Raw genomic sequence first — 20,067 nt, forward strand, 5'->3', positions numbered from 1 at the left:
CTTCGGGACTGCTCCCGGCGGCGACGGGACAAACCGTCGCAGGGACGCCGGTCCGCGGAAGCGGGAGCCGAACGGGTGTCGGCTCAGTCGCTCGGGGCCTCGTGCTCGAGGCTGGGTTCCTCGGGTGCGGTGGTGGTTTTCCGCAGCAGTGCGACCGTCCCGGCGAGCAGGAGCACCGCGGCCAGCAGTCCCAGCACCGTGCTGCCGGTGAGGCCGAGGACGAGGTAGCCGACCACCGTGAAGGCGGCGACGGCCAGGGCGTACGGCAGCTGGGTCATGACGTGGTCGACGTGGTGGGAGCCGGCTCCGGCCGAGGACAGGATCGTCGTGTCGGAGATGGGGGAGCAGTGATCCCCGAAGATGGCACCGGCGAGAACGGCGGCCAGCAGGGGCAGCATGAGGGTGATGTCCGTGCTCGCCGCGATGTCGGCGGCGATGGGCAGCAGCACGCCGAACGTTCCCCAGGAGCTTCCGGTGGAAAACGCCATGAATCCCGACAGGATGAACACCAGCATGGGAAGCAGCGTCAGGCTGATGCTTCCGTCGACGAGCCCGGCCAGGTAGCCCCCGGTACCGAGTCCGCTGATCACCTCGATCATCGTCCAGGCGAACAACAGGATCCAGATCGCCGGGAGCATGGACTTGATACCGACCCGCAGCCCCGTCGCGATGGTGCCGCGGTGCGTTTTCCGGCGGACGGTGAGAATCATGGCGGTGATCCAGCCGAGGACGCTGCCGCACAGCAGGGAGGTCGGCACGTCGGTGTTCTCGAACACCGACAGCAGCGTCGCCCCGCCCTCGGACTGCCGGACGCCGGTGACGATCATGGTGACCACGCTAGCGAGTACCAGGGCGGCGATCGGCCACACCAGGTCGCGGACCCGGCCGTTCTCGTTGGCCGCGAGCTGGTTCTCGTCGCCGGGCACGGCGCCCTTGGCCGGGTCGGTCAGCCCGCCTCCCTCGACGGCGCGCCGCTCGTGCTCGCGCATGGGGCCGACATCCAGGCGGAACCAGGCGACGCAGCAGATCATCAGCAGCGCCAGGATGGCGTAGTAGTTCAGGGGCACCATCCGGACGAAGGCCTCCAGCGACCCCAGGTTGCCCAATCCGTGGGTGGCGAGAATGCCCGCGAGGATCGAGATGATGTAGGCGCCCCAGCTGGAGACGGGCATGACCACGCAGACGGGCGCGGACGTGGAGTCGATCATGTATGCCAGCTTCGCCCGGGAGATGCGCTGCCGGTCGGCGATGGGGCGGCTGACGTTGCCCACGACCAGGGCGTTGAAGTAGTCGTCGATGAAGATGATCAGCCCCAGCGCGACGGGGACGAAGGTGGCGCCGACCCGGGTTCGCACCCGGCCGGTCGCCCACTGCCCGAAGGCGCGACTGCCTCCGCAGACCGTCACCAGGGAAGCGACCATGCCGAGAAAGAGCAGGAAGCCCAGGTTGAACACCTTACCGGTGTTGAGTCCGCCGTCGGCGACGAAAATGCCGCTGACGATGGTGTACAACTGCTCCAGTCCGGCTAATGGACGGAATTGGTTGAGCATCAGCAGACCGACAGCGATGCCTGCTCCGAGCGACAGCAGCACTTTTCGCGTCAGTATCACCAGCACAATGGCCAGTACCGGCGGAATGAGGGAATACACCGAATCGGCCATGTGATTCGCTCCTTCGTTTCGGTGGGCGCGGTCGACCCGGTGTCGTCGGATTTTCCGCTGGTTCCTGTCGGTGACGGCTCGTGTCGCCCGCGGCATCGGTAATCGGCACCGCGGGTGTTTCGCACAGTGTCGCGCTATACGCTTAGATACTCGTGGCCTGGACTGTCAAGTGACCTCCACCGGGGAAGCCGGTCGTGCGTGGAGGTCGGCCCTCGGTCAGCCGGCCGCCGGAGGCCACGATCCGGGACGCAGCAATCCACGGGTGTAGGCGGCGGCGACCAGCGCCGTGCGGTTGGCGGCGTCGAGGCGCCGCCGAAGCCGCGCGATGTGGTAGTTGACCCCGTCCACGCTGACTCCGAGCTCCCGCCCGATCGCCGAACTCGGTTTGCCCAGCGCCACCCGTTCCAGCACACGGGCCTCCCGGTCGCTCAGCGTCATGGCCGGCTCGGCGGTGCGGTTCTCGGCCTGCTGCCGCCGGGCCATGCTGGCCAGCAACATCGCACCGTCGAGCTCCGGGTGGGGCAGCGGTTGCAGGGTCATCTCGGCGCCGTCGGCGGGCTTCCCGAGTGGTTCCACCGAGAAGCGGTGCGTCGCGCGCCCACCGGACCGCAGGACGCGTTCGATCTTGGGGAGCACGGTCGGATCGACGGGACGCACCAGCTCGGTCAGCGCCGTGCCGCGCAGCGAGCTCATCTTCGTCGTGAAGAACGTGGCCATCGCGGGGTTGGCCTCCACGATCCGCCCGGTCGGTGTGCACATCGCGATCGGCAACGGAAGCGACATCACCAGGTCCAGCAGCCTGCTGCGCCACCGGCGGGCCTCCCGCAGCGCTTCGACGTGGTTGGTCAGGTCGAACAGGATCGAGCCGACGAGCCCGGATCCGGGCGAGACCGGGAAGTGGTAGGCCCGCCACGGGGAGTCGACGGTGCGTTCGCGCAGCAGGGTGGTGCCCAGGGTGCGCACGCTCCGGTGCTCGGCGGGCAGTATCTCGGCGAGGGAGGGGAGCGGGAGCTCGTTGAGCGGCTTCCCGAGTACGGACGGGTCCCCGCAGAGCTGCTCGAACTTCCGGTTGGCCCAGCGGACGTGACTCCGCGCGTCGAAAACCGCCACGGGAACGGGCAGGTGCGTCAGGAACGCCGACAGCTCCCCGGTGGGCTCGCTCGTGCTCATCACGCTCCCCTCAGGTCCTGTCGTCCGTGATGTCAACCGGAAAACGAACATCGATGCTACAAGTTCTGGTAGCTCCTTCGGCGGTACCGGGTGCCTCGCATGGCCATCATCGAGGCGGACAGGTTGGCGACAGGCGTGAGGAGACCTTTCCATGACCCGCAGGACGAAGACCCCCGGCAGGAACCGAGGCTCCGGGCTACCGCATCCCCCGGGGCGTCTTCCGCTGCTGGGTGACGTGGCGGAGCTGCGCGGCAACCGGCCCTTTCAACGGATCGTCGACGAGGGGCGCGGGCTCGGACCGATCTTCACGAGGAAGGTGCTCGGTACCGAGATCACGGTCGTCTCCGGGGCCGACCTCGTCGCGGAACTCGCCGACGAGCAGCGGTTCTCCAAGAAGGTGGCGGGATCCCTGCGGGAGGTCCGCCGCTTCGCCGGTGACGGACTGTTCACCGCGGACAACCACGAGCCGAACTGGGCCAGGGCGCACGATCTGCTGCTGCCCGCGTTCGCGATGAGCTCGATGCGCGACTACCACCCCGCGATGCTGAGCGTGGCCAACAAACTGCTGGCTCGCTGGGACGTCGCCGCCCCGGAGAGCACTGTGGACGTGCCCGGCGACATGACCCGGCTGACGCTGGACACGATCGGACTGTGCGGGTTCGGTTTCGACTTCGAGTCGTTCGAACGCACCGAGCCGCACCCGTTCGTCGAGGCGATGGTGCGGGGGCTGCTGCACGCGCAGAACAGGGGCAGGCGCCTGCCGGGGACGACTCGCCTGTACCGCAAGCGGGACGATCAGCACGAACGCGACATCGAGCTGATGTCCGAAGTCGTCGACGAGGTGATCCGCGAGCGCAGGGCTTCCGGGGACACCAGCACCGACGACCTGCTCGGGCTGATGCTCAACTCCGACGGCGGACCCGACGAGGTCAACATCCGCTACCAGGTGATCACGTTCCTCATCGCCGGGCACGAGACGACTTCGGGGGCGCTGTCGTTCGCCCTGCACTACCTGGCCAAGCATCCGGCCGTGCTGGCCCGCGCGCAGGCCGAGGTCGACGCCCTGTGGGGCGAGGAGGACGACCCGCAGCCCCGCTACGAGGACATCGGGAAGCTGCGCTACGTGCGCCAGGTCCTCAACGAGGCGCTGCGGCTGTGGCCCACCGCGCCGGGGTTCACGCGCGCGCCGATCGAGGACACGGTGATCGGCGGACGCTACCCGGTCGCCGAGGGACAGCCCCTGCTGGTCTCCGCTTCGCTGCTGCATCGCGATCCGGTCTGGGGAGACAACGTGGACAACTTCGATCCGGAGCGGTTCTCGCCGGAGCAGGAGAAGCAGCGTCCGCCCCATGCTTTCAAGCCGTTCGGCACCGGCGAACGCGAGTGCATCGGTCGTCAGTTCGCCCTGCACGAGGCCACGATGGTGCTGGGCATGCTCCTGCACCGCTACCGACTGATCGATCACGCCCGCTACCAGCTGCGCATCAAGCAGACGCTGACCATCAAACCGGCCGAACTGACCCTGGGACTGGTCCGCCGCGAGCCGCGGGAGCGCCGGAGTTCGGAGCCGCGGGCCGAACCCGCGCGAGCGCGGCGCGATCGGGCCGGGGGCAAGGTCGCCGAGGGCACGCCGCTGACCCTGCTGCACGGGTCCGACCTGGGGACCAGCAGGAGCACCGCCGAACAGTTGGCGAGCGAGGCCGCCGAGTACGGCTTCACCACGAGCGTCGGGCCGTTGAACGAGGCCGCGGACAACCTGCCCTCCGAGGGACCGACGGTGATCGTGGCCTCCTCCTACAACGGCAAGCCCACCGAGGACGCCGCCGATTTCGTCTCCTGGCTCGAACGGGCCGAGCAGCCCGTCGCACGGGACGTGCCCTACGCGGTGCTCGGCGTCGGGGACCGCAACTGGGTGGCGACCTACCAGCGGGTACCGACCCTGATCGACGCTCGCCTCGCCGAAGCGGGCGGGCAGCGCCTGCTTCGGCGAGGCGAGGTCGACGTCTCCGGTGACGCGCTCGGCGACACCGACTCGTTCGGCGACGCGCTGTGGGAAACCCTCCTGCAGCGCTACGGCCACGGCGAGAACGCACCGCGATCCTCGTCCTCCGAGCAGTCGGGCTACGTCGTCGACGAGCTCTCCTCCGGGGTGACCGGGGCCCTGGACGCTCAGCACGGCGTGGTGCCGATGGAAGTCGTGGACCGCGAGTCGCTGGTCGACACCGAACACCCGCTCGCGCGTGCGAAGCGGTTCCTGCGCGTGCGGCTGCCCGGAGGGCACTCCTATCGCACCGGAGACCACTTCACGGTGCTGCCGGACAACCAGCCCGACCAGGTGCGCCGTGCCGTCGAGCTGTTGCACCTCGACCCGGAAGCGGTGATCCGCGTCCGCGCCCAGGAGGGCGTGCGGCGGCCGCTGCCGCTGGACCGCCCGGTGCGGGTGCGGGAGCTGTTCACCCACTTCGTCGAGGTGCAGGATCCCGCCACCGCCCAGCAGATCCGGGTGCTCGCCGATCACAACCCCTGTCCTCCCGAGGAGCAGGCCCTCCGACGACTGGCCGAAGCACCGGCCGGGGAGAGCGTGCTCGACCTCGTCGAGCAGCACCCCGCCCTGCGCGAGCACCTGCCGCTGGCGGTGCTGCTGGAACTGCTCCCGACGATGCGCCCCCGCGACTACTCGATCTCTTCCTCGGCGCACTACCGACCGGGGGAGGTCGATCTGATGGTCTCGGTGCTGAGCGCACCGGCACGCACCGGCTCGGGGGAGTTCCGGGGTGTCGGCTCGCACCACATGAGCTCACTGGCACCGGGTGACACCGTGCGAGCGGCGGTGCGTCCCTGCCGCGAGGTCTTTCGCGTCTCGCCGGACCCGGACACACCGGTGATCATGATCTCGGCAGGGACGGGGCTGGCACCGTTCCGGGGATTCATCGCCGACCGACACCACGCCCTGGAACAGGGAGCCACGTTGGCGCCGGCCCTGTGCTACTTCGGTTGCGACCACCCCGATGTCGACTACCTGCATCGCGAGGAGCTCACCGCCGCCGACGAGGCGGGGGCGGTGTCGATGCGCCCGACCTTCCACAAGGCCCCGCAGGACGGAGCCGAGTTCGTCCAACACCGCATCCTCGCCGAGGCCGCCGAGATCCACCAGCTCCTGGAGAACGGAGCGCGGGTGTACGTCTGCGGCGACGGGGCGCGGATGGCACCGGGCGTGCGCGAGGCGTTCGTCGAGCTCTACAGCAGCCGGACCGGGACCGACCACGACAAGGCACGCCGCTGGCTCGAGGAGCTCATCGCCGCCGACCGCTACGTCGAGGACGTCTACGCGGGCTGAGCACGGCCCACGGTTTGGATTGATCAAGGGCAGCTGGGGCTCACGGCCGGGTCCCGCGCGGCAACCGGCTGCGTGGAACTGCGGAGGTTACCAACCGGTAGTAGCGTGAGAGCGATTCCAGCACCGCAGGAGGTCGACGATGACCACAGTGGAACCGGATCGCACGGCGGAGCAGACCCACGCGGTCGACGAGCGCGAAGCCAGGCGCGTGGCCGAGCAGGCCCGCGAGGCGCAGTGGCACAAGCCGAGTTTCGGCAAGGAACTGTTCCTGGGGCGGTTTCGCCTCGACCTCATCCACCCGTACCCGACCGGGGACCGGGACGGGGACGAGCGTGGGGAGGAGTTCCTGGAACGGCTGCGCGCGTTCTGCGAGAACGAGGTCGACACGGTCGCCATCGAACGTGACGGGGTCATCGCCGACCACACCGTCACCGGGCTCAAGGAGCTGGGCGCCTTCGGCATGAAGATCGGCACCGAGTACGGCGGGATGGGCCTGTCCCAGGTGTACTACAACCGGGCGCTGATGATCGCCGGGACGGCACACCCGTCGCTGGGTGCCCTGCTCTCGGCGCACCAGTCGATCGGTGTCCCCCAGCCGGTCAAGTTGTTCGGCACCGAGCAGCAGCGCACGGAGTACCTTCCGCGCTGCGCACGCACCGACATCAGCGCCTTCCTGCTCACCGAACCCGATGTGGGCAGCGACCCGGCCAGGGTGGCCACCTCCGCCACCCCCACCGGCGACGGTGACTACCTGCTCGACGGTGTGAAGCTGTGGACCACCAACGGTGTGGTCGCCGACGTCCTGGTGGTGATGGCCAGGGTGCCCGCGTCCGAGGACCATCAGGGCGGGATCAGCGCCTTCGTCGTCGAGGCCGACTCCCCGGGCATCACCGTGGAGAACCGCAACGCGTTCATGGGGTTGCGCGGTATCGAGAACGGCGTCACGCGGTTCCACCAGGTCCGGGTGCCCGGCCGCAACCGGATCGGTGCCGAGGGCGCCGGACTCAAGATCGCGCTGACCACGTTGAACACGGGACGGCTCTCGTTGCCGGCGATGTGCGCGGGGGCGGCCAAGTGGTGCGTGAAGATCGCACGCGAGTGGTCGGGGGAACGGGTGCAGTGGGGGCGCCCGATCGGCGAGCACGAGGCGGTCGCTGGCAAGGTCGCCTTCGTCACGGCCACGGCGTTCGCGCTGGAGTCGGTCGTGGAGCTGTCCGGGGAGATGGCCGACCAACGACGTCACGACATCCGCATCGAGGCGGCCCTGGCGAAGCTGTACGGCTCGGAGATGGGCTGGCGGGTCGCCGACGAACTGGTGCAGATCCGCGGTGGCCGCGGTTTCGAGTCGGCCGAGTCGCTCGCGGCCCGGGGGGAACGCGGCATCCCCGCCGAGCAGATGTTGCGGGACATGCGGATCAACCGGATCTTCGAGGGCTCCACCGAGATCATGCACCTGATGATCGCCAGGGAGGCGGTGGACACGCACCTGTCGGTGGCGGGCGACATCATCGACCCCGAGGCGGGTCTCGACCGCAAGGCCAGGGCCGCGGCCAAGGCGGGTCGGTTCTACGCGGGGTGGCTGCCGTCGCTGGTGTCGGGTCGGGGCCAACTCCCCGGCGCGTACCGGGAATTCGGGCCGTTGGCCGGGCACCTGCGCTACGTGGAACGCGCGAGCCGGCGGCTGGCGCGCCAGGTCTTCTACGGCATGTCGCGGTGGCAGGGCAGGATGGAGCTCAAGCAACGCTTCCTCGCCCGGATCGTCGACATCGGGGCGGAACTGTTCGCGATGAGTGCGAGCTGCGTGCGCGCCGAGACGCTGCGCCGCAGGGATCCGGAGCAGGGGAGTTCGGCGTACTCGCTGGCCGGGACCTTCTGCGCCCAGTCGCGGCTCCGCGTCGAGGAGCTCTTCCGCCGCCTGTGGGCCAACAGCGACGACGAGGACCGCACGTTGGTGCGAGCGGTCCTCGACTCCCGCCACACGTGGTTGGAGGAGGGCGTGCTCGATCCGTCCATCGACGGACCACTGATCGCGCACACCCCGCAGGGCGCCTCCGAGAAGTCCGACGTGCACCGGAAGGTGCCGTAACGAGCCCGGCCCGTCGAAAACCGGGTCCGTGTCCGGGCGCGAACTCTCACCGACTCATCCGTGAGCGCAGGATGTGCAGCGCGCGGTCGACGGACCCGGACTCGGCCGTGGAAACGGCGTGGGCCTGCGGCCAGGGATCCGCGTCGACGGCCATGGCCGCGGCGATGTCCTCGTCGGCGTCGGAGACCGTGGCGGACCGCTGTCGGAGCCGCTCGGTGGCGACGTCGTCGGGAGCGGTGCACTGCAGCGGGACCAGCTCGCTGCTGGTGCGTTCGGCGGTGTCGGTGGCCAGCTGCCGGTGCGTTCGCCGGGTCCAGGACGCGTCCAGCACCACCGTCTCACCGTGAGCCAGCAGCGTGCTCGCCCTGCGGAGCAACTCCTCGTAGGTGCGATCGGTGCTGTCCGGTGCGTACAGGCCGGAGCGGTAGGGCTCGGCCGTCGACTCCGCGGAGGTAACCCCGGCGACCTCCCGACGAACCCGGTCGCTGGAGAGCAGGGTGGCACCGAGTTCGTCGGCCAGCCCCTCGCTCAGCGTGGACTTGCCCGTCCCGGGGAGTCCCCCGACCAGGACGAGACGCGCCTGCGAGCGTCGCGCGTGCTCCAGGGCGAGTTGGAGGTGCTGTCGCGCGTCCAGGGCGGTGGAGGTGTCGGCGGGGGAGTGCTTCAGGCACGCGACCCTGGTGCGAACCAGGGCGCGGTAGGCCATGTAGTGGTGCAGCAGGCCGCTCGGAGCCGAGTCGGCGCTGAACTGGGCGTACCAGCCGAGGAAGCGTTCGGCCAGTGTGGGATCGCCGCGGTATTCCAGGTCCATGGCCAGGCACGCGGCGTCGTCGGCGCCGTCGAGCCACCGAAGGCGATCGTCGAACTCGATGCAGTCGAGCACGCGCGGGCCGTCGTCGAGGCAGAAGATGTCCTCGGAGAGCAGATCACCGTGCCCGTCCACGACTCGACCCTCGGACACCCGGCTGTCCAGCAGCGGACCGCGTCCGGAGACGAAGGTCAGCGCACGGTGCTCGAGCTCGTCGACGACTTCGGAGTCGACGAGGGTGCCGGCGAACGAACGCACGGTCCGGAGGGCGGCGCCCCACCGGTCACGCAGCGCGTCCGGCTTCCCCTCGGCGGAGACCTCCGGCGATCGGGACTGGCAGGAGTGCACCCCTGCGAGGATCCTGGCCACCTCCCGCACCGCGTCCTCGTCCGCGCGACCGTTCTCGACCAACCCGGCCAGGGACCGCTCGGCGGGCATCCGGCGCATGACGACGAAGTGCTCGTACACCTCGCCGTCACGACCGCGTGCCTCGACCACGTCGAGGTACACGTCGGGGGCGAACCGGCGATTCAGCTCCCACTCCCGTGCACAGGCCCAGGCGCGGGTGCGAAGGTCGCGGAAGTCGAGGAAACCGAGATCCACCGGTTTCTTCATCTTGTACGCGAGGTCACCGGCGAAGAACACCGCGCCGGCGTGGGTCTCCGCCGTGCCGGTGTAGCCGTTCCCCGCGGGCTTGCCGGACACGGTCCTGTGCTGGCTCGGGACGGACTCGGACGGGGAACTCTGCCCCAGTCCGTCGTCCGGCAGGGTACGGGGATCGACGTTGGCGAGGTGTCCTTGCGGCGGCGGTGCACTCACCACGACCTCCGGGAGCGTGCGGGTGCGGCCGGTCCTCGGGTACCCGCACGCTCGGTGATTATTCCTCACGGACCGCGTGGGCGACGTCGAGGATTTCGGCCGATGTCCGAGCGATGAGGCGTCCCGTGAGCGATGAGGCATCCTGGAAGGACGACCGACCGGTATCGAAGGGAGACCTCGTGTCCGCTGTGAGTCCCGATTCCCAGATGCCCCTCCGGCGTCTCGGCGAGCAAGGTCCGGAGGTCAGCGCTCTCGGCTACGGCGCGATGGGACTGTCCGGCGTCTACGGGGAGGCCGACGACGCGGAGTCCGCGCGGCTGCTCCGCCACCTGCTCGACATCGGCCTGACGTTCGTCGACACCGCCGACGTCTACGGTCAGGGCCACAACGAGCGACTGATCGGCGACGCGATCGCCGGCAGGCGGGACGAGGCGTTCCTGGCCACGAAGTTCGGAGCCGGTCAGGAGACCGGGCTCGGACGACCGGAGTACGTGCGCAAGGCGATCGACGCGAGTCTCGAGCGGCTGGGCGCCGACCACGTCGATCTCTACTACCTGCACCGGGTCGACCCGACCACTCCGATCGAGGAGACGGTCGGCGCGCTCGGGGAGCTGGTCGAAGCAGGCAAGCTGCGCCACATCGGGCTGTCCGAGGTCGCCCCCGGCACGTTGCGCCGGGCTCACCGCACATACCCCGTCACCGCTGTGCAGCAGGAGTACTCGCTGTTCACCCGAGAGCCCGAGGAACACCTGCTGCCCACGATGCGTGAACTCGGTGTCGGCCTGGTGCCCTACTCCCCGCTGGGGCGGGGAGTGCTCACGGGAGGTTTCCGGGACGCCGCGCAGGTGGAGAACCTCCAGCAGCGTCAGCAGCGCTACCCGCGCTTCGCCGAGCAGAACCTGCAGCGGAACCTGACGCTCGTCGATCGGCTGCGGCAGCGCGCCGATGCTCTCGGCCGCACCCCGGCCCAACTGGCACTCGGGTGGCTGCTGGCCCAGGGCGAGGACATCGTGCCGATCCCGGGAAGCAGGCGGCCGGTCAACGTGGAGGCCAACATCGAGGCCGTGCGACACCCGCTCGACGCCTCCGTGGTCACCGAGCTCAGCGAACTGTTCCCGGTCGGTGCGGCAGCCGGTGACCGGTACGCGCCGGAGTTCTCCGCCCGCCTCGAACAGTGAGCGCGGTGGAAGGGGGCGGACAACCGATCAGAGCAGCCTCCTCGTCGTGAGGCGGTGTTCGACCTGACGGACCTCGTCGTCGGTGAGGGGAAGCCGTGGTGGAGCGGTGACCGGGCAGTCGATGATCCCGCGCAGGTGCGGGGCGGCTTTGCAGGCGCCGACCGTCGAGGAGCTCGGTCCTGTGCGGGTCGAGTCGCCCACGCCGCTCAGTCCGGGCAGGGTCAGCAGCCTCTCCTGCTCGGCTCGCGCCGCGTCCCACTCCCCTTCGAAGCAGTGTCGGTGCAGGCGCCCGTAACCGCGGGGATCCACACTGCCCAGACCGGGGACCACGCCGTGGACTCCCGTGGACAACGCGGTGTCGACGATCAGCTCCGAGCCGGTGAGTACCCGGAACGACTCGAGCACCCGGCGGCGGTGTCCATCCGGCAGGAACGTCACCTCGCTGGTGGAACCAAGGACGAACAGGCCGTGCACCCCCCGCCGTCCAGCAGGAAGTCGACGAGCCTTTCGAGTGAGCCGCCGCCGATGTCGAGGCCCGGGGTCAGGGGTGCAGACCGGGGATCGCACCGTCGAGCGCGGGGGACGTCCATGCTGGACGCCTCCTTCGCCGGCTGTGATCGCGGAGGGGCCGACGCGGCGACGATGTTCTGGGTGCGGACAGGGGTGATCGCACGATATCGGGCATTCCGGGAGAATTCGAAAGTGGCGCGCGGACGCCTGTTCCGGCTCCGGGATATCCGAGCGAAGTCGTCCCGGCGCTCTTCGAGTGGTTGATCGAGGACGTGCCGGGGTAGTGCTGGGGTATGGCCGAGGAGTACCAGAGCGCGGAACCGTTCCTCCCCTCGCAGGGTGGTATCGCGGCACTGCGGAAGGCCGCCGGCTCGTGCCGGGGGTGCGCGCTGCACCGGGACGCCACCCAAACCGTCTTCGGCGACGGTCCGGCCGAGGCGCGAACGGTGTTCGTCGGTGAGCAGCCGGGTGATCGGGAGGACCGCGAAGGCCGCCCGTTCGTCGGACCGGCGGGTGGTCTCCTCGACCGCGCGCTGGAGGAAGCCGGAATCGATCGCGACGACGCATATCTGACCAATGTCGTCAAGCACTTCAAGTACACCTACCGGGGAAATCGGCGGATGCACGGCAAGCCCGGCAGCTCGGAGACGAAGGCCTGCTGGCCCTGGTTCGCCGCGGAACTACGGGCGGTCCGTCCCGAACTCGTGGTCTGCCTCGGCGCGACGGCGGCGCAGACATTGCTCGGAAAGTCCTTCCGGGTCACCGCCGATCGCGGCGCGCTGCTGGACTTCCCTCCGGATCTCGACATCGGTGGTGGCCCGCGGCCCCGGTACGTGCTGACCACGGTGCATCCCTCGGCCGTGCTGCGGGCCGGGGACGACCGCGACGCCGCCTACCGTGCTTTCCTGGACGACCTGGGGGCCGTCGCCGAGGCGATCGAGTAGTGGCACCTCACCCGAGCGTGCCACCGCGCCCGCAGTCGAACACGGCCGGAATCCCGGTGGCGTCGTCGCTTCTCGGCGGGCCGGATTGGGCGAATCGGGTGAGCAGGTAGCACGCGAGAATGACGTGATACTCCGAGTTCGCCATGCGGAGCGCCCGTTCCCCGACGGATAGTAACGATATTCGACCCGGTCGGCCCAGCGCGTGCCTCTGGTTTCGACCCGGGTCGAATGGATACGATCAATTCGGCGGCAGGTCGCGGAGACGTTTCGTCCAATGGCCACCGCCCGGCAATCCAGAAACGGATGGTCGCTTTCGGGAGGTATACCGTGCATATCGATTCGTGTCGGGAACTCAAATACAATCTCGCCCGCCGGCTCCCCGATTTGGGGTTGCGTCCGGAACTGGAGCCCTGGATGGGGCTGGGGTTGGCCAAACGGGCCGAGGGAACGTACTCGCTGGCCGTGCGCGTCACCGAAGCCGCCCCCGTCGGCGAGGTTCTGGCGCGGGTCAGGGAGGAGGCGCGCGAGGAGGTCGACATCCGTGAAGTGGGTCCGATCGTGCCGCATCGGGACACCGGCGACCTGCGGCAGCGCCGCCGTCCGCTGGTTCCGGGATGCTCGGTGGCCCATTCGGACGTGACAGCCGGTACCCTCGGCGCGTTCGTGACGCTGGGGGGCGAGCCGCACCTGTTGTCGAACAACCACGTACTCGCCAACAGCGACCAGGGCAGGATCGGCGACACCGTGCTGCAACCCGGTCCCGCCGACGGCGGGCAGAACCCGCGCGACCGCGTCGCCACGCTGAGCGCCACGGTCGAGCTCGTCACCGACCGCCCCAACCTCGTCGACACCGCCGCCGCGCGACTCACAGCGGAGGTGAGTTTCGACGCCACCGCTTATCCGGGCGGCGCTTTGGGAAAACCGGTTTCCGAAGCCCCCGCAGAGGACACCGTCGAGAAGGTGGGGCGCACCACCGGGCACACCACGGGCAGCATCACCGCTTTCGAGGTGGACGGCCTGCGAATCTCGTACCCGGAAGGAACCCTGACTTTCGACGATCAGATCGAGATTTCCGGGGACGCCGGGTCGTTCAGTTCCGGCGGGGATTCCGGATCGGTGATCTGGACCCGCGGTGACCGGAGTCCGGTGGGATTGTTGTTCGCGGGCAGCACCCGAGGTGGGCCGGACGGCACCGGCCTGACCTACGGGAACCTGTTGAGCACCGCGCTGAGCGAACTCGGCGCCACGTGGATCGAATCACCGTAAGCGGTTCGTCAGCCGCTCGGAGACGAACGGGGCGATCGCTCGGCCACCACCTCCGGTGGCCGAGCTCACCGGTAGCAGTAGGAGTCCGAGGAGGCGTCGCCGCCCTGGAGCCTGATCTGGTGGACCCGGCGACCGCCGAAGTCGTCTCCGTGTGGGAAGAACCTCCGATCGACGGTCAGACCGCCTCCCGATTCCGGATCGGTGTCCAGTTTGGCCATCCACGCTCCCACTCCGTCCGGGTAGAACTGGTCGTCCCAGGAACCGTAGAGCGAGTTGCTGACGTAGATCCGGCGTCCGTCGCGGCTGACCTCCACCATCTGCGGTCCGCCCGCGAGCGGTGTCCGTGGATCCGTCGGATGAGGGGCGCGTTCGACGATCCCGCCCAGTCGGACCGAGCCGACCTCCCGGGGAGCGGCCGGATCGCCGACGTCGTACTGCTTGAGCTCGCCGGTGCCCCAGCACGACACGTACAGGTAGCGGTCGTCCACGGACAGGTTGATGTCGGTCACCAGGGGTGGCACGGCCCCGAAGGGGCGCAGCGCGGGCGGCAACGCGTCGGCCCGCGAAGGCACCTCGGCCGGGATCGTGATCACTTTCTCCGCCCTCCAGACACCGGTCCCGCCGCGGTACCAACGCCACACCGAGGCCGACAGGTCCTCGACGTTGGTCACCACGCCGGCGAAGCCGTAAGTGGCCTCGGGGTCGTGGGCCGGACGCAGCTCCAGCACCATCTGGTGCTCGTCACCGAGCTCGACGCGCTGCCGGTGCTGTCCGGTCGACAGCGTCCAGAAGTGCAGTGCGTGTCCGTACTCGCGGTTCATCAGCCGCTCCGGGACGAGGCCGTTCTCGACCATGGAGGGAGTGCCCCACTCGCTGGTGACCGCCGTGTCGGCACCCAGGTGCCACCACGCGTCGTAGGCCAGGTACTGCGGTCCTCGGTCGCTCTCCCACGCGCGCCGCACCTCGAAGGTGTCGTGATCCAGCAGCGCTATTCCTCCGGGGCCTTCGTCGCCGTCGGCGGTTCCCAAGCAGGACAGCAGCACTCCCGAAGGGCCACAGTGCAGGGTGTGCGGACGGGAGTAGCCGGCCCGGGCAGCCAGCTCCGCGGCGTCGATGGTCTTGACCAGACCGGGCGTCCGGGGATCCGGCTGCGTGTCGAAGACGTGGATGCGGGAGGAGCGCAGTCCCGGCAACAGCAGGTACCGTCGCTGCAGCCCTTCGGTGCAGTGTCCTTCGTGGGCGAGGGCGCTGCTGCAGGCGTTCCAGCCGAAGTGGTGCAGTTCGTCGCCGAGGGTCGGCATCTCGGCGGTACTGATCACCGTGCCGTAACCGTCCGATTCGGGGTCCGTGTCCAGCACGGTCAGAGCGTCCGGCTGCTGCCCCGCACGATCGAAGGTCACCATGTAGGCCAGCGACTCGGCCGGTGCCGTGATCGCTTCACCGGGAGTGCGGTAGAACGTCGAGTCCATGCACTGACAGTAACTCGTCAAGTGCTCGCCGTGGTGGATCCATGTCGGGGTTTCCCCGATGGTGTCCCGGAAAACCGGATCGAGGGGTCCGTGGTCGGAGGTGATCGTGCGCTTGGTGACAGTGGGACACGGCACCGCATCGCTGGAGGACCTCGTCGGACTGCTGGGGCGGGTCGAGATGGAGGCCGTGATCGACGTCCGCAGCGCCCCGGGAAGTCGCAGGAACCCCCGGTTCGCCCGGAGCGTCCTCGAGAACGAACTCCCGCGGCGGGGACTCGGATACCGCTGGGACGAGCGGCTCGGCGGATTCCGGTCGCTCCCACCCGATTCGCCGGACTGGGTGTGGCGCAACGAGGGGTTCCGCGCTTACGCGGCGCACATGCGTACCGAGCGGTTCCGGGACGGCGTCGCCGCGCTGCTCTCCGAGGTGAGCCGGTACGGCTGCGCGGTGATGTGCAGCGAGAGCCTCTGGTGGCGGTGTCATCGCCGCCTGATCGCCGATCACGTCCAGCTGGTGCACGGGATCGCCGTGCGACACTTGATGCACGACGGACGCGTGATCGAGCACCGCCCCGTCGAGGGTGTCCGCGTCCGCGATGACGGACTGCTGGTCTACGACGCCGGTCGGCAGCGGCCGGGCGACGAGTGAGCTGGACCCGGGACTTGTCGACACGGACTTCGCCCGTGGGGTACGAACGACCGGTGATCTACGACTACTGCGTGGTCGGTGGAGGCATCGTCGGCATGGCCACCGCCATGACGCTGCTGGAACGCCATCCGGGGGCCGCTGTCCTCCTGCTGGAGAAGGAAACCGAAGCCGGACGCCACCAGACCGTGCACAACAGCGGTGTCATCCATGCCGGCATCTACTACCGGCCCGGATCGCTGAAAGCGGAGCTGTGCCGCCGTGGTGCGCGGGCCACCAAGGACTTCTGCCGCGAGCACGGGATCCCCTTCGAGGCCCCGGGCAAGCTGCTGGTGGCCACCGACGAGAGCGAAGTCGCACGGATGGAGGCACTCCACGAGCGGGCTCGACACAACGACATCGACGTGGAGCGGATCTCGCGGACACGGCTGCGCGAGATGGAGCCCGCGGTCAGCGGACGCGGTGCGCTGCTGGTCAAGGAGACCGGCATCGTCGACTACGGTCGGGTGTGCGCGGCCATGAGCCGGGTGGTGCGCTCGGGTGGGGGCCACATCGAGTTCGGTGCCGAGGTCACCGGTATTCGGGAGACCGCCGAGCGGGTCACGGTCCGGTCGGGGGTTCGAAGCTTCGACGCCCGCAAGGTGATCGTGTGCGGGGGCTTGCAGGCCGACCGGTTGGCACGGATGGCCGGTGTCGACACCGATTTCCGCATCGTGCCGTTTCGCGGCGAGTACTACCGGCTTCCCGCCGACCGCGCCGGGATCGTGGACCATCTGATCTATCCGATCCCGGACCCGTCGTTGCCCTTTCTGGGGGTGCACCTGACCCCGATGATCGACGGGAGCGTCACGGTGGGCCCCAACGCCGTCCTGGGGTTGTCTCGCGAGGGGTACCGGAAAAGGGCGGTGCGGGCCGCCGATGTGCTCGACTACCTGTCGTTTCCCGGTTTCTGGAAGGTGGCGCGGGACAATGTCCGGACGGGTGCCGTCGAGATGCGGAACTCGCTGTGGAAGCGGGGTTACCTCCGGGAGTGTCGTCGCTACGCGCCGGGACTGGAGCTTCGGGACCTGTTGCCGGAACAGGCGGGGATCAGGGCCCAGGCCGTGCTGCGCGACGGGACGCTGGTCCACGACTTCCTCTTCCGTGAGACCGCTCGTACGGTGCACGTCTGCAACGCCCCGTCGCCGGCGGCCACCTCGGCGATGCCGATCGCGGAGATGATCGCCGCGAAGTGCGACGGTGACGGCCGGTAGACACCGGCGCCGCGCCCCGCTCGGTTTCGAGCAGTACGGGTCCGGGTATTTCCGGGGATGACGGTGTACGCACGGACTCGAGGAGATGCGATGAGCGAGACCGTGAAGGTTCTTCCGCTCGGCGGCCACCACGAGTACGCCGCCGAGGTGCACGAGGGAAACCAGACCACCGAGCACCGGGTGGTCTTCGCCCAGGACCTGCTCGACGATCTGGTCATCGCCGATGCGGACGAGAGCGCCCTGGTCGTCGAAGCCGTCAAGTACATGCTCCAGGAAGTGCCGTCCGCGGGCCTGCCCCACGACATCGATCTGGAGGACGTACGCAGCAGGGACGCCGGGTTCGTCCCGGAATTGCGGGCACGCCTGACATCGTGACCGGCTCGCAGTGCCTCGACCGCCTCACCGACCGATGAGGCGGTCGAGACGCTGTCGGGGCTGCCGCAGCGACCGCGCGCGGCGGGTGAAGTTCGACCACGAGTCACCGTACCGCTGAATGCGCTCGACAGCGGTGGTCATGGTGTGGTGCCACGGTTCGGTCGTGTCGAGTTCCTCCCACTCCAGCGGGGTCGCCACGGGTGCCGTGGGCTTGGCGCGAACCGAGTAGGGAGCCACCGCCGTCTGCGCGTAGGCGTTGCGCAGGTAGTCCAGGAAGATACGCCGCCCGCGGTCCTCCTTGCGCTGCTCGACGGTCAGTGCCTTCGGTTCCCGCTCGGCGAGCAGGGCCGCGGCGTCGCGTGCGAAGTTCCGCACGTGGTCGAAGGTGTGTTCGCGCCGCAGCGGGGCCACCACGTGGAACCCCCGCGATCCCGTGGACATGAGAAACGGTACGAGTCCGAGCTCGTCGAGCAGGGTGCCCATGCCGCGAGCCGCGAGCCGCAGCTGCTCCAGGTCCTGCGTGGCCGGATCGAGATCGAAGATCAGCCGGTCGGGCGTGTCCAGCTGGTCGGTCCGCGAGAGCCAGCAGTGCGGGGTCACGCAGCCCTGGTCGGCGAGGTAGACCAGAGTGGCCGCGTCGTCGCAGACGGCGTGCACGATCGTGCCGCCCTCCTTCTTCGGCACCTCGGCCCGGCGTATCCAGTCCGGGAAGTGCTCGCCGACGTTCTTCTGAAACACCCGCTGGCCGGTGATGCCGTCGGGAAACCTCTCGGCCGCCACCGGGCGGGCCCGGGCGTGGCGCACCAGGGCGGGAGCCACCTGCCGGTAGTACTCGGCCAGCTCCCCCTTGGTGATCCCGTCATCGGGGAAGAAGACCTTGTCCGCCCTGGAGACCTCGACGGTTCGCTTGCCCGCCCGCAGGGTTTCGGTGCTCATGTCGGCCGCTCCGCTACGACGTCGGCAGGGTTCTTGTCCCGGCGCAGGCCCAGGTACCGGGGATGGCGCAACTTGCCGTCCTCGGTCCACTCGGTGAAGGCGATCTCGGCGACGAACTCGGGGGCGATCCAGCGCGCGCCCCGTTCACCCGGGTCCTCGGAGAACGGTGATCGCGCCCGTTCCCGTGCGCCCAGTCGGTCGCGCAGGTCGTGCAGCGTCTCCTCGGTGAATCCCGTGCCGACCTTGCCGCCGTAGACCAGGTGTCCGTCGTCGTAGTAGCCGACCAGCAGCGCTCCCAGGCCCGTGCGGCTGCCGGCGGGATCGGTGAACCCCCCGATGACGAACTCCTGCTCGTGCACGCACTTGAACTTCAACCACGTCCGACTGCGTCCCCGGGCGTAGCCGCGGGTCGCGTCCTTGGCCAGGGCACCTTCCCAACCCGCTCGGCAGGCCTGGCGGTGGTAGTCGACTCCGTCGGAGTTGCGGTGCTGCACCAGCCGGATCGGATCGCGGGAGCGCAACGTCCGCTTCAGCAGCTTCTTGCGGTCACGCAGCGCCAGGTCCGTCACGTCGTACCCGTCGATGTGCAGCAGGTCGAAGACGTAACAGTGAATCGGTGTCTCGTGCATCCGGTTCTGATCGGCGGAACCGAGCTGCATCCTGCCCTGCAACCGGGCGAAGCTCGACCTGCCGTTCTCGAAAGCGACGATCTCGCTGTCGAACACTCCGCTTCGGCAGGGCTGCTCGGCGAAGGCCCGCAGCAGCTCCGGGTAGGTCTCGTCCAGCCGTTTGCGGTTGCGCGAGAGCAGCCACACCTCCTGCCCCTGCTTGAACACCAGGCACCGCTGCCCGTCGAGTTTCGGCTCGAACAGCCAGTCGGGATCGCTGAAGGGCTCGTGAACGAGCGTGGCCAGGGTCGGGTCGACCCACCGCGGTTGCGGCTGCCACCGCAGCCGGTCGTGCGCGGACTTCGGCAGCGACTCCAGCCCCGAACTCATCGCAGCTGCCCGCCGGTCTCGGTGATGTCGGCCAGGTCGCCACCGCTGAGCACCGATCGGGGTTGTCGCTTGAGGGGCTTGCGACGCCGATCGGCTCCCTCGTCCTTCATCTTGACCAGCAGCCACTGTCCGTTCCGACCCATGCGGGTGAGCGCGTAACCCCCGCGCAGCTTTTGGCCCTCCAACCACACGGACAGCCGGCCCTGCTCCAGCGCCTCGGCAGCGTCGTCGTGGTGCGTGCTCAGGTGCCGGTAGGTGCCGGTGTCCCAGACGAGGACCGTGCCGGCACCGTACTCCTCGGCCGGGATGACCCCCTCGAAGTCGGCGTACTCCAGCGGATGGTCCTCGGTGGGCACGGCCAACCGCTTGTCCTGCGGGTCGATCGAGGGCCCCTTCGGCACCGCCCAGGACTTCAACACCCCGTCGACTTCGAGTCGAAAGTCGTAGTGCAGCGAGCTGGCGTCGTGCTTCTGGATGACGAACCGGGGATCCCGTTCCTCTCGGGAGCGCTTCTCCCCACCGTCACGCGGCTCGGAGGTCGTACCGAAGTTCCGCTTGCGGCGGTACTCGCCGAGCTTGTCCTGCATGGGCCCGTCGTACCCGTCGCAGCG

At 69.1% G+C, this 20,067-nt stretch carries 17 protein-coding genes; 8 read left to right on the forward strand and 9 right to left on the reverse strand.

Features of this window, described 5'->3' with window-relative positions:
• Nucleotides 1-83 precede the first annotated feature (83 nt).
• Both FHX42_RS08755 and FHX42_RS08760 read right to left on the reverse strand, forming a co-directional pair.
• A complete protein-coding gene (locus tag FHX42_RS08755) occupies nucleotides 84-1,661 on the reverse strand; it encodes a Na+/H+ antiporter NhaC family protein (RefSeq protein ID WP_182543748.1) in 1,578 nt (525 codons plus the stop codon).
• A 216-nt stretch (nucleotides 1,662-1,877) separates the two neighbouring features.
• On the reverse strand, nucleotides 1,878-2,831 hold the full coding sequence (locus FHX42_RS08760; protein WP_182543749.1) for a PAS domain-containing protein: 954 nt from the start codon (nucleotides 2,829-2,831) through the stop codon (nucleotides 1,878-1,880).
• Nucleotides 2,832-2,982: 151 nt separating this feature from the next.
• Here FHX42_RS08760 and FHX42_RS08765 point away from each other — a divergent pair, with 151 nt between their 5' ends.
• Nucleotides 2,983-6,168 carry a bifunctional cytochrome P450/NADPH--P450 reductase gene (locus FHX42_RS08765; RefSeq protein WP_182543750.1) on the forward strand — a complete coding sequence of 1,062 codons (3,186 nt, stop codon included), beginning with the start codon at nucleotides 2,983-2,985 and terminating at the stop codon, nucleotides 6,166-6,168.
• Between the two features lie 139 nt (nucleotides 6,169-6,307).
• The gene (locus FHX42_RS08770) at nucleotides 6,308-8,254 is read left to right on the forward strand and encodes an acyl-CoA dehydrogenase family protein (RefSeq protein WP_182543751.1); all 1,947 of its coding nucleotides are present in this window, start codon (nucleotides 6,308-6,310) and stop codon (nucleotides 8,252-8,254) included.
• A 46-nt stretch (nucleotides 8,255-8,300) separates the two neighbouring features.
• Here FHX42_RS08770 and FHX42_RS08775 read toward each other — a convergent pair whose 3' ends face one another.
• Complete coding sequence (locus FHX42_RS08775; protein WP_328795992.1) at nucleotides 8,301-9,881, reverse strand: bifunctional aminoglycoside phosphotransferase/ATP-binding protein; 1,581 nt, start codon at nucleotides 9,879-9,881, stop codon at nucleotides 8,301-8,303.
• Between the two features lie 206 nt (nucleotides 9,882-10,087).
• On the opposite strand from FHX42_RS08775, the gene FHX42_RS08780 reads away from it, so the two are divergent.
• A complete protein-coding gene (locus tag FHX42_RS08780) occupies nucleotides 10,088-11,059 on the forward strand; it encodes an aldo/keto reductase (RefSeq protein ID WP_182544214.1) in 972 nt (323 codons plus the stop codon).
• Between the two features lie 27 nt (nucleotides 11,060-11,086).
• Here FHX42_RS08780 and FHX42_RS08785 read toward each other — a convergent pair whose 3' ends face one another.
• Complete coding sequence (locus FHX42_RS08785; RefSeq protein ID WP_220480083.1) at nucleotides 11,087-11,464, reverse strand: dihydrodipicolinate synthase family protein; 378 nt, start codon at nucleotides 11,462-11,464, stop codon at nucleotides 11,087-11,089.
• 398 nt (nucleotides 11,465-11,862) lie between these two features.
• On the opposite strand from FHX42_RS08785, the gene FHX42_RS08790 reads away from it, so the two are divergent.
• The gene (locus FHX42_RS08790) at nucleotides 11,863-12,513 is read left to right on the forward strand and encodes a UdgX family uracil-DNA binding protein (protein ID WP_182543752.1); all 651 of its coding nucleotides are present in this window, start codon (nucleotides 11,863-11,865) and stop codon (nucleotides 12,511-12,513) included.
• Nucleotides 12,514-12,520: 7 nt separating this feature from the next.
• On the opposite strand, the gene FHX42_RS08795 is transcribed toward FHX42_RS08790, so the two are convergent.
• Nucleotides 12,521-12,658 (reverse strand): hypothetical protein, encoded by a 138-nt coding sequence (locus FHX42_RS08795; protein ID WP_182543753.1) that lies wholly within the window; start codon nucleotides 12,656-12,658, stop codon nucleotides 12,521-12,523.
• A 245-nt stretch (nucleotides 12,659-12,903) separates the two neighbouring features.
• Here FHX42_RS08795 and FHX42_RS08800 point away from each other — a divergent pair, with 245 nt between their 5' ends.
• Nucleotides 12,904-13,779 (forward strand): Nal1-like putative serine protease, encoded by an 876-nt coding sequence (locus FHX42_RS08800; RefSeq protein ID WP_220480084.1) that lies wholly within the window; start codon nucleotides 12,904-12,906, stop codon nucleotides 13,777-13,779.
• A gap of 65 nt (nucleotides 13,780-13,844) precedes the next feature.
• Here FHX42_RS08800 and FHX42_RS08805 read toward each other — a convergent pair whose 3' ends face one another.
• Nucleotides 13,845-15,248, reverse strand: coding sequence for a selenium-binding protein SBP56-related protein (locus tag FHX42_RS08805; protein WP_182543755.1), 1,404 nt, complete (start codon nucleotides 15,246-15,248; stop codon nucleotides 13,845-13,847).
• Nucleotides 15,249-15,363: 115 nt separating this feature from the next.
• Here FHX42_RS08805 and FHX42_RS08810 point away from each other — a divergent pair, with 115 nt between their 5' ends.
• The 3 genes from FHX42_RS08810 to FHX42_RS08820 all read left to right on the forward strand — a co-directional run bounded on the left by FHX42_RS08810 (nucleotide 15,364) and on the right by FHX42_RS08820 (nucleotide 17,522).
• A complete protein-coding gene (locus FHX42_RS08810; RefSeq protein WP_328795994.1) occupies nucleotides 15,364-15,897 on the forward strand; it encodes a DUF488 domain-containing protein in 534 nt (177 codons plus the stop codon).
• Between the two features lie 35 nt (nucleotides 15,898-15,932).
• A complete protein-coding gene (lhgO, locus tag FHX42_RS08815) occupies nucleotides 15,933-17,147 on the forward strand; it encodes an L-2-hydroxyglutarate oxidase (RefSeq protein ID WP_328795995.1) in 1,215 nt (404 codons plus the stop codon).
• Between the two features lie 90 nt (nucleotides 17,148-17,237).
• Nucleotides 17,238-17,522, forward strand: a complete 285-nt coding sequence (locus tag FHX42_RS08820) for a hypothetical protein (protein WP_182543757.1) — start codon at nucleotides 17,238-17,240, stop codon at nucleotides 17,520-17,522.
• 24 nt (nucleotides 17,523-17,546) lie between these two features.
• Here FHX42_RS08820 and ligD (FHX42_RS08825) read toward each other — a convergent pair whose 3' ends face one another.
• From ligD (FHX42_RS08825) to FHX42_RS08835, 3 genes are read right to left on the reverse strand one after another with little or no spacing between them, the layout of a single operon-like run.
• Nucleotides 17,547-18,458, reverse strand: coding sequence for a non-homologous end-joining DNA ligase (gene ligD / locus FHX42_RS08825; protein WP_182543758.1), 912 nt, complete (start codon nucleotides 18,456-18,458; stop codon nucleotides 17,547-17,549).
• Nucleotides 18,455-19,456 carry a non-homologous end-joining DNA ligase gene (gene ligD / locus FHX42_RS08830; protein ID WP_182543759.1) on the reverse strand — a complete coding sequence of 334 codons (1,002 nt, stop codon included), beginning with the start codon at nucleotides 19,454-19,456 and terminating at the stop codon, nucleotides 18,455-18,457. The genes ligD (FHX42_RS08825) and ligD (FHX42_RS08830) overlap by 4 nt, the downstream gene beginning before the upstream one ends.
• Nucleotides 19,453-20,043 carry a DNA polymerase ligase N-terminal domain-containing protein gene (locus tag FHX42_RS08835; RefSeq protein WP_182543760.1) on the reverse strand — a complete coding sequence of 197 codons (591 nt, stop codon included), beginning with the start codon at nucleotides 20,041-20,043 and terminating at the stop codon, nucleotides 19,453-19,455. The genes ligD (FHX42_RS08830) and FHX42_RS08835 overlap by 4 nt, the downstream gene beginning before the upstream one ends.
• Nucleotides 20,044-20,067: the final 24 nt, after the last annotated feature.

The organism is Halosaccharopolyspora lacisalsi (genome assembly GCF_014137975.1).
In the GTDB taxonomy this organism is placed as follows: domain Bacteria; phylum Actinomycetota; class Actinomycetes; order Mycobacteriales; family Pseudonocardiaceae; genus Halosaccharopolyspora; species Halosaccharopolyspora lacisalsi.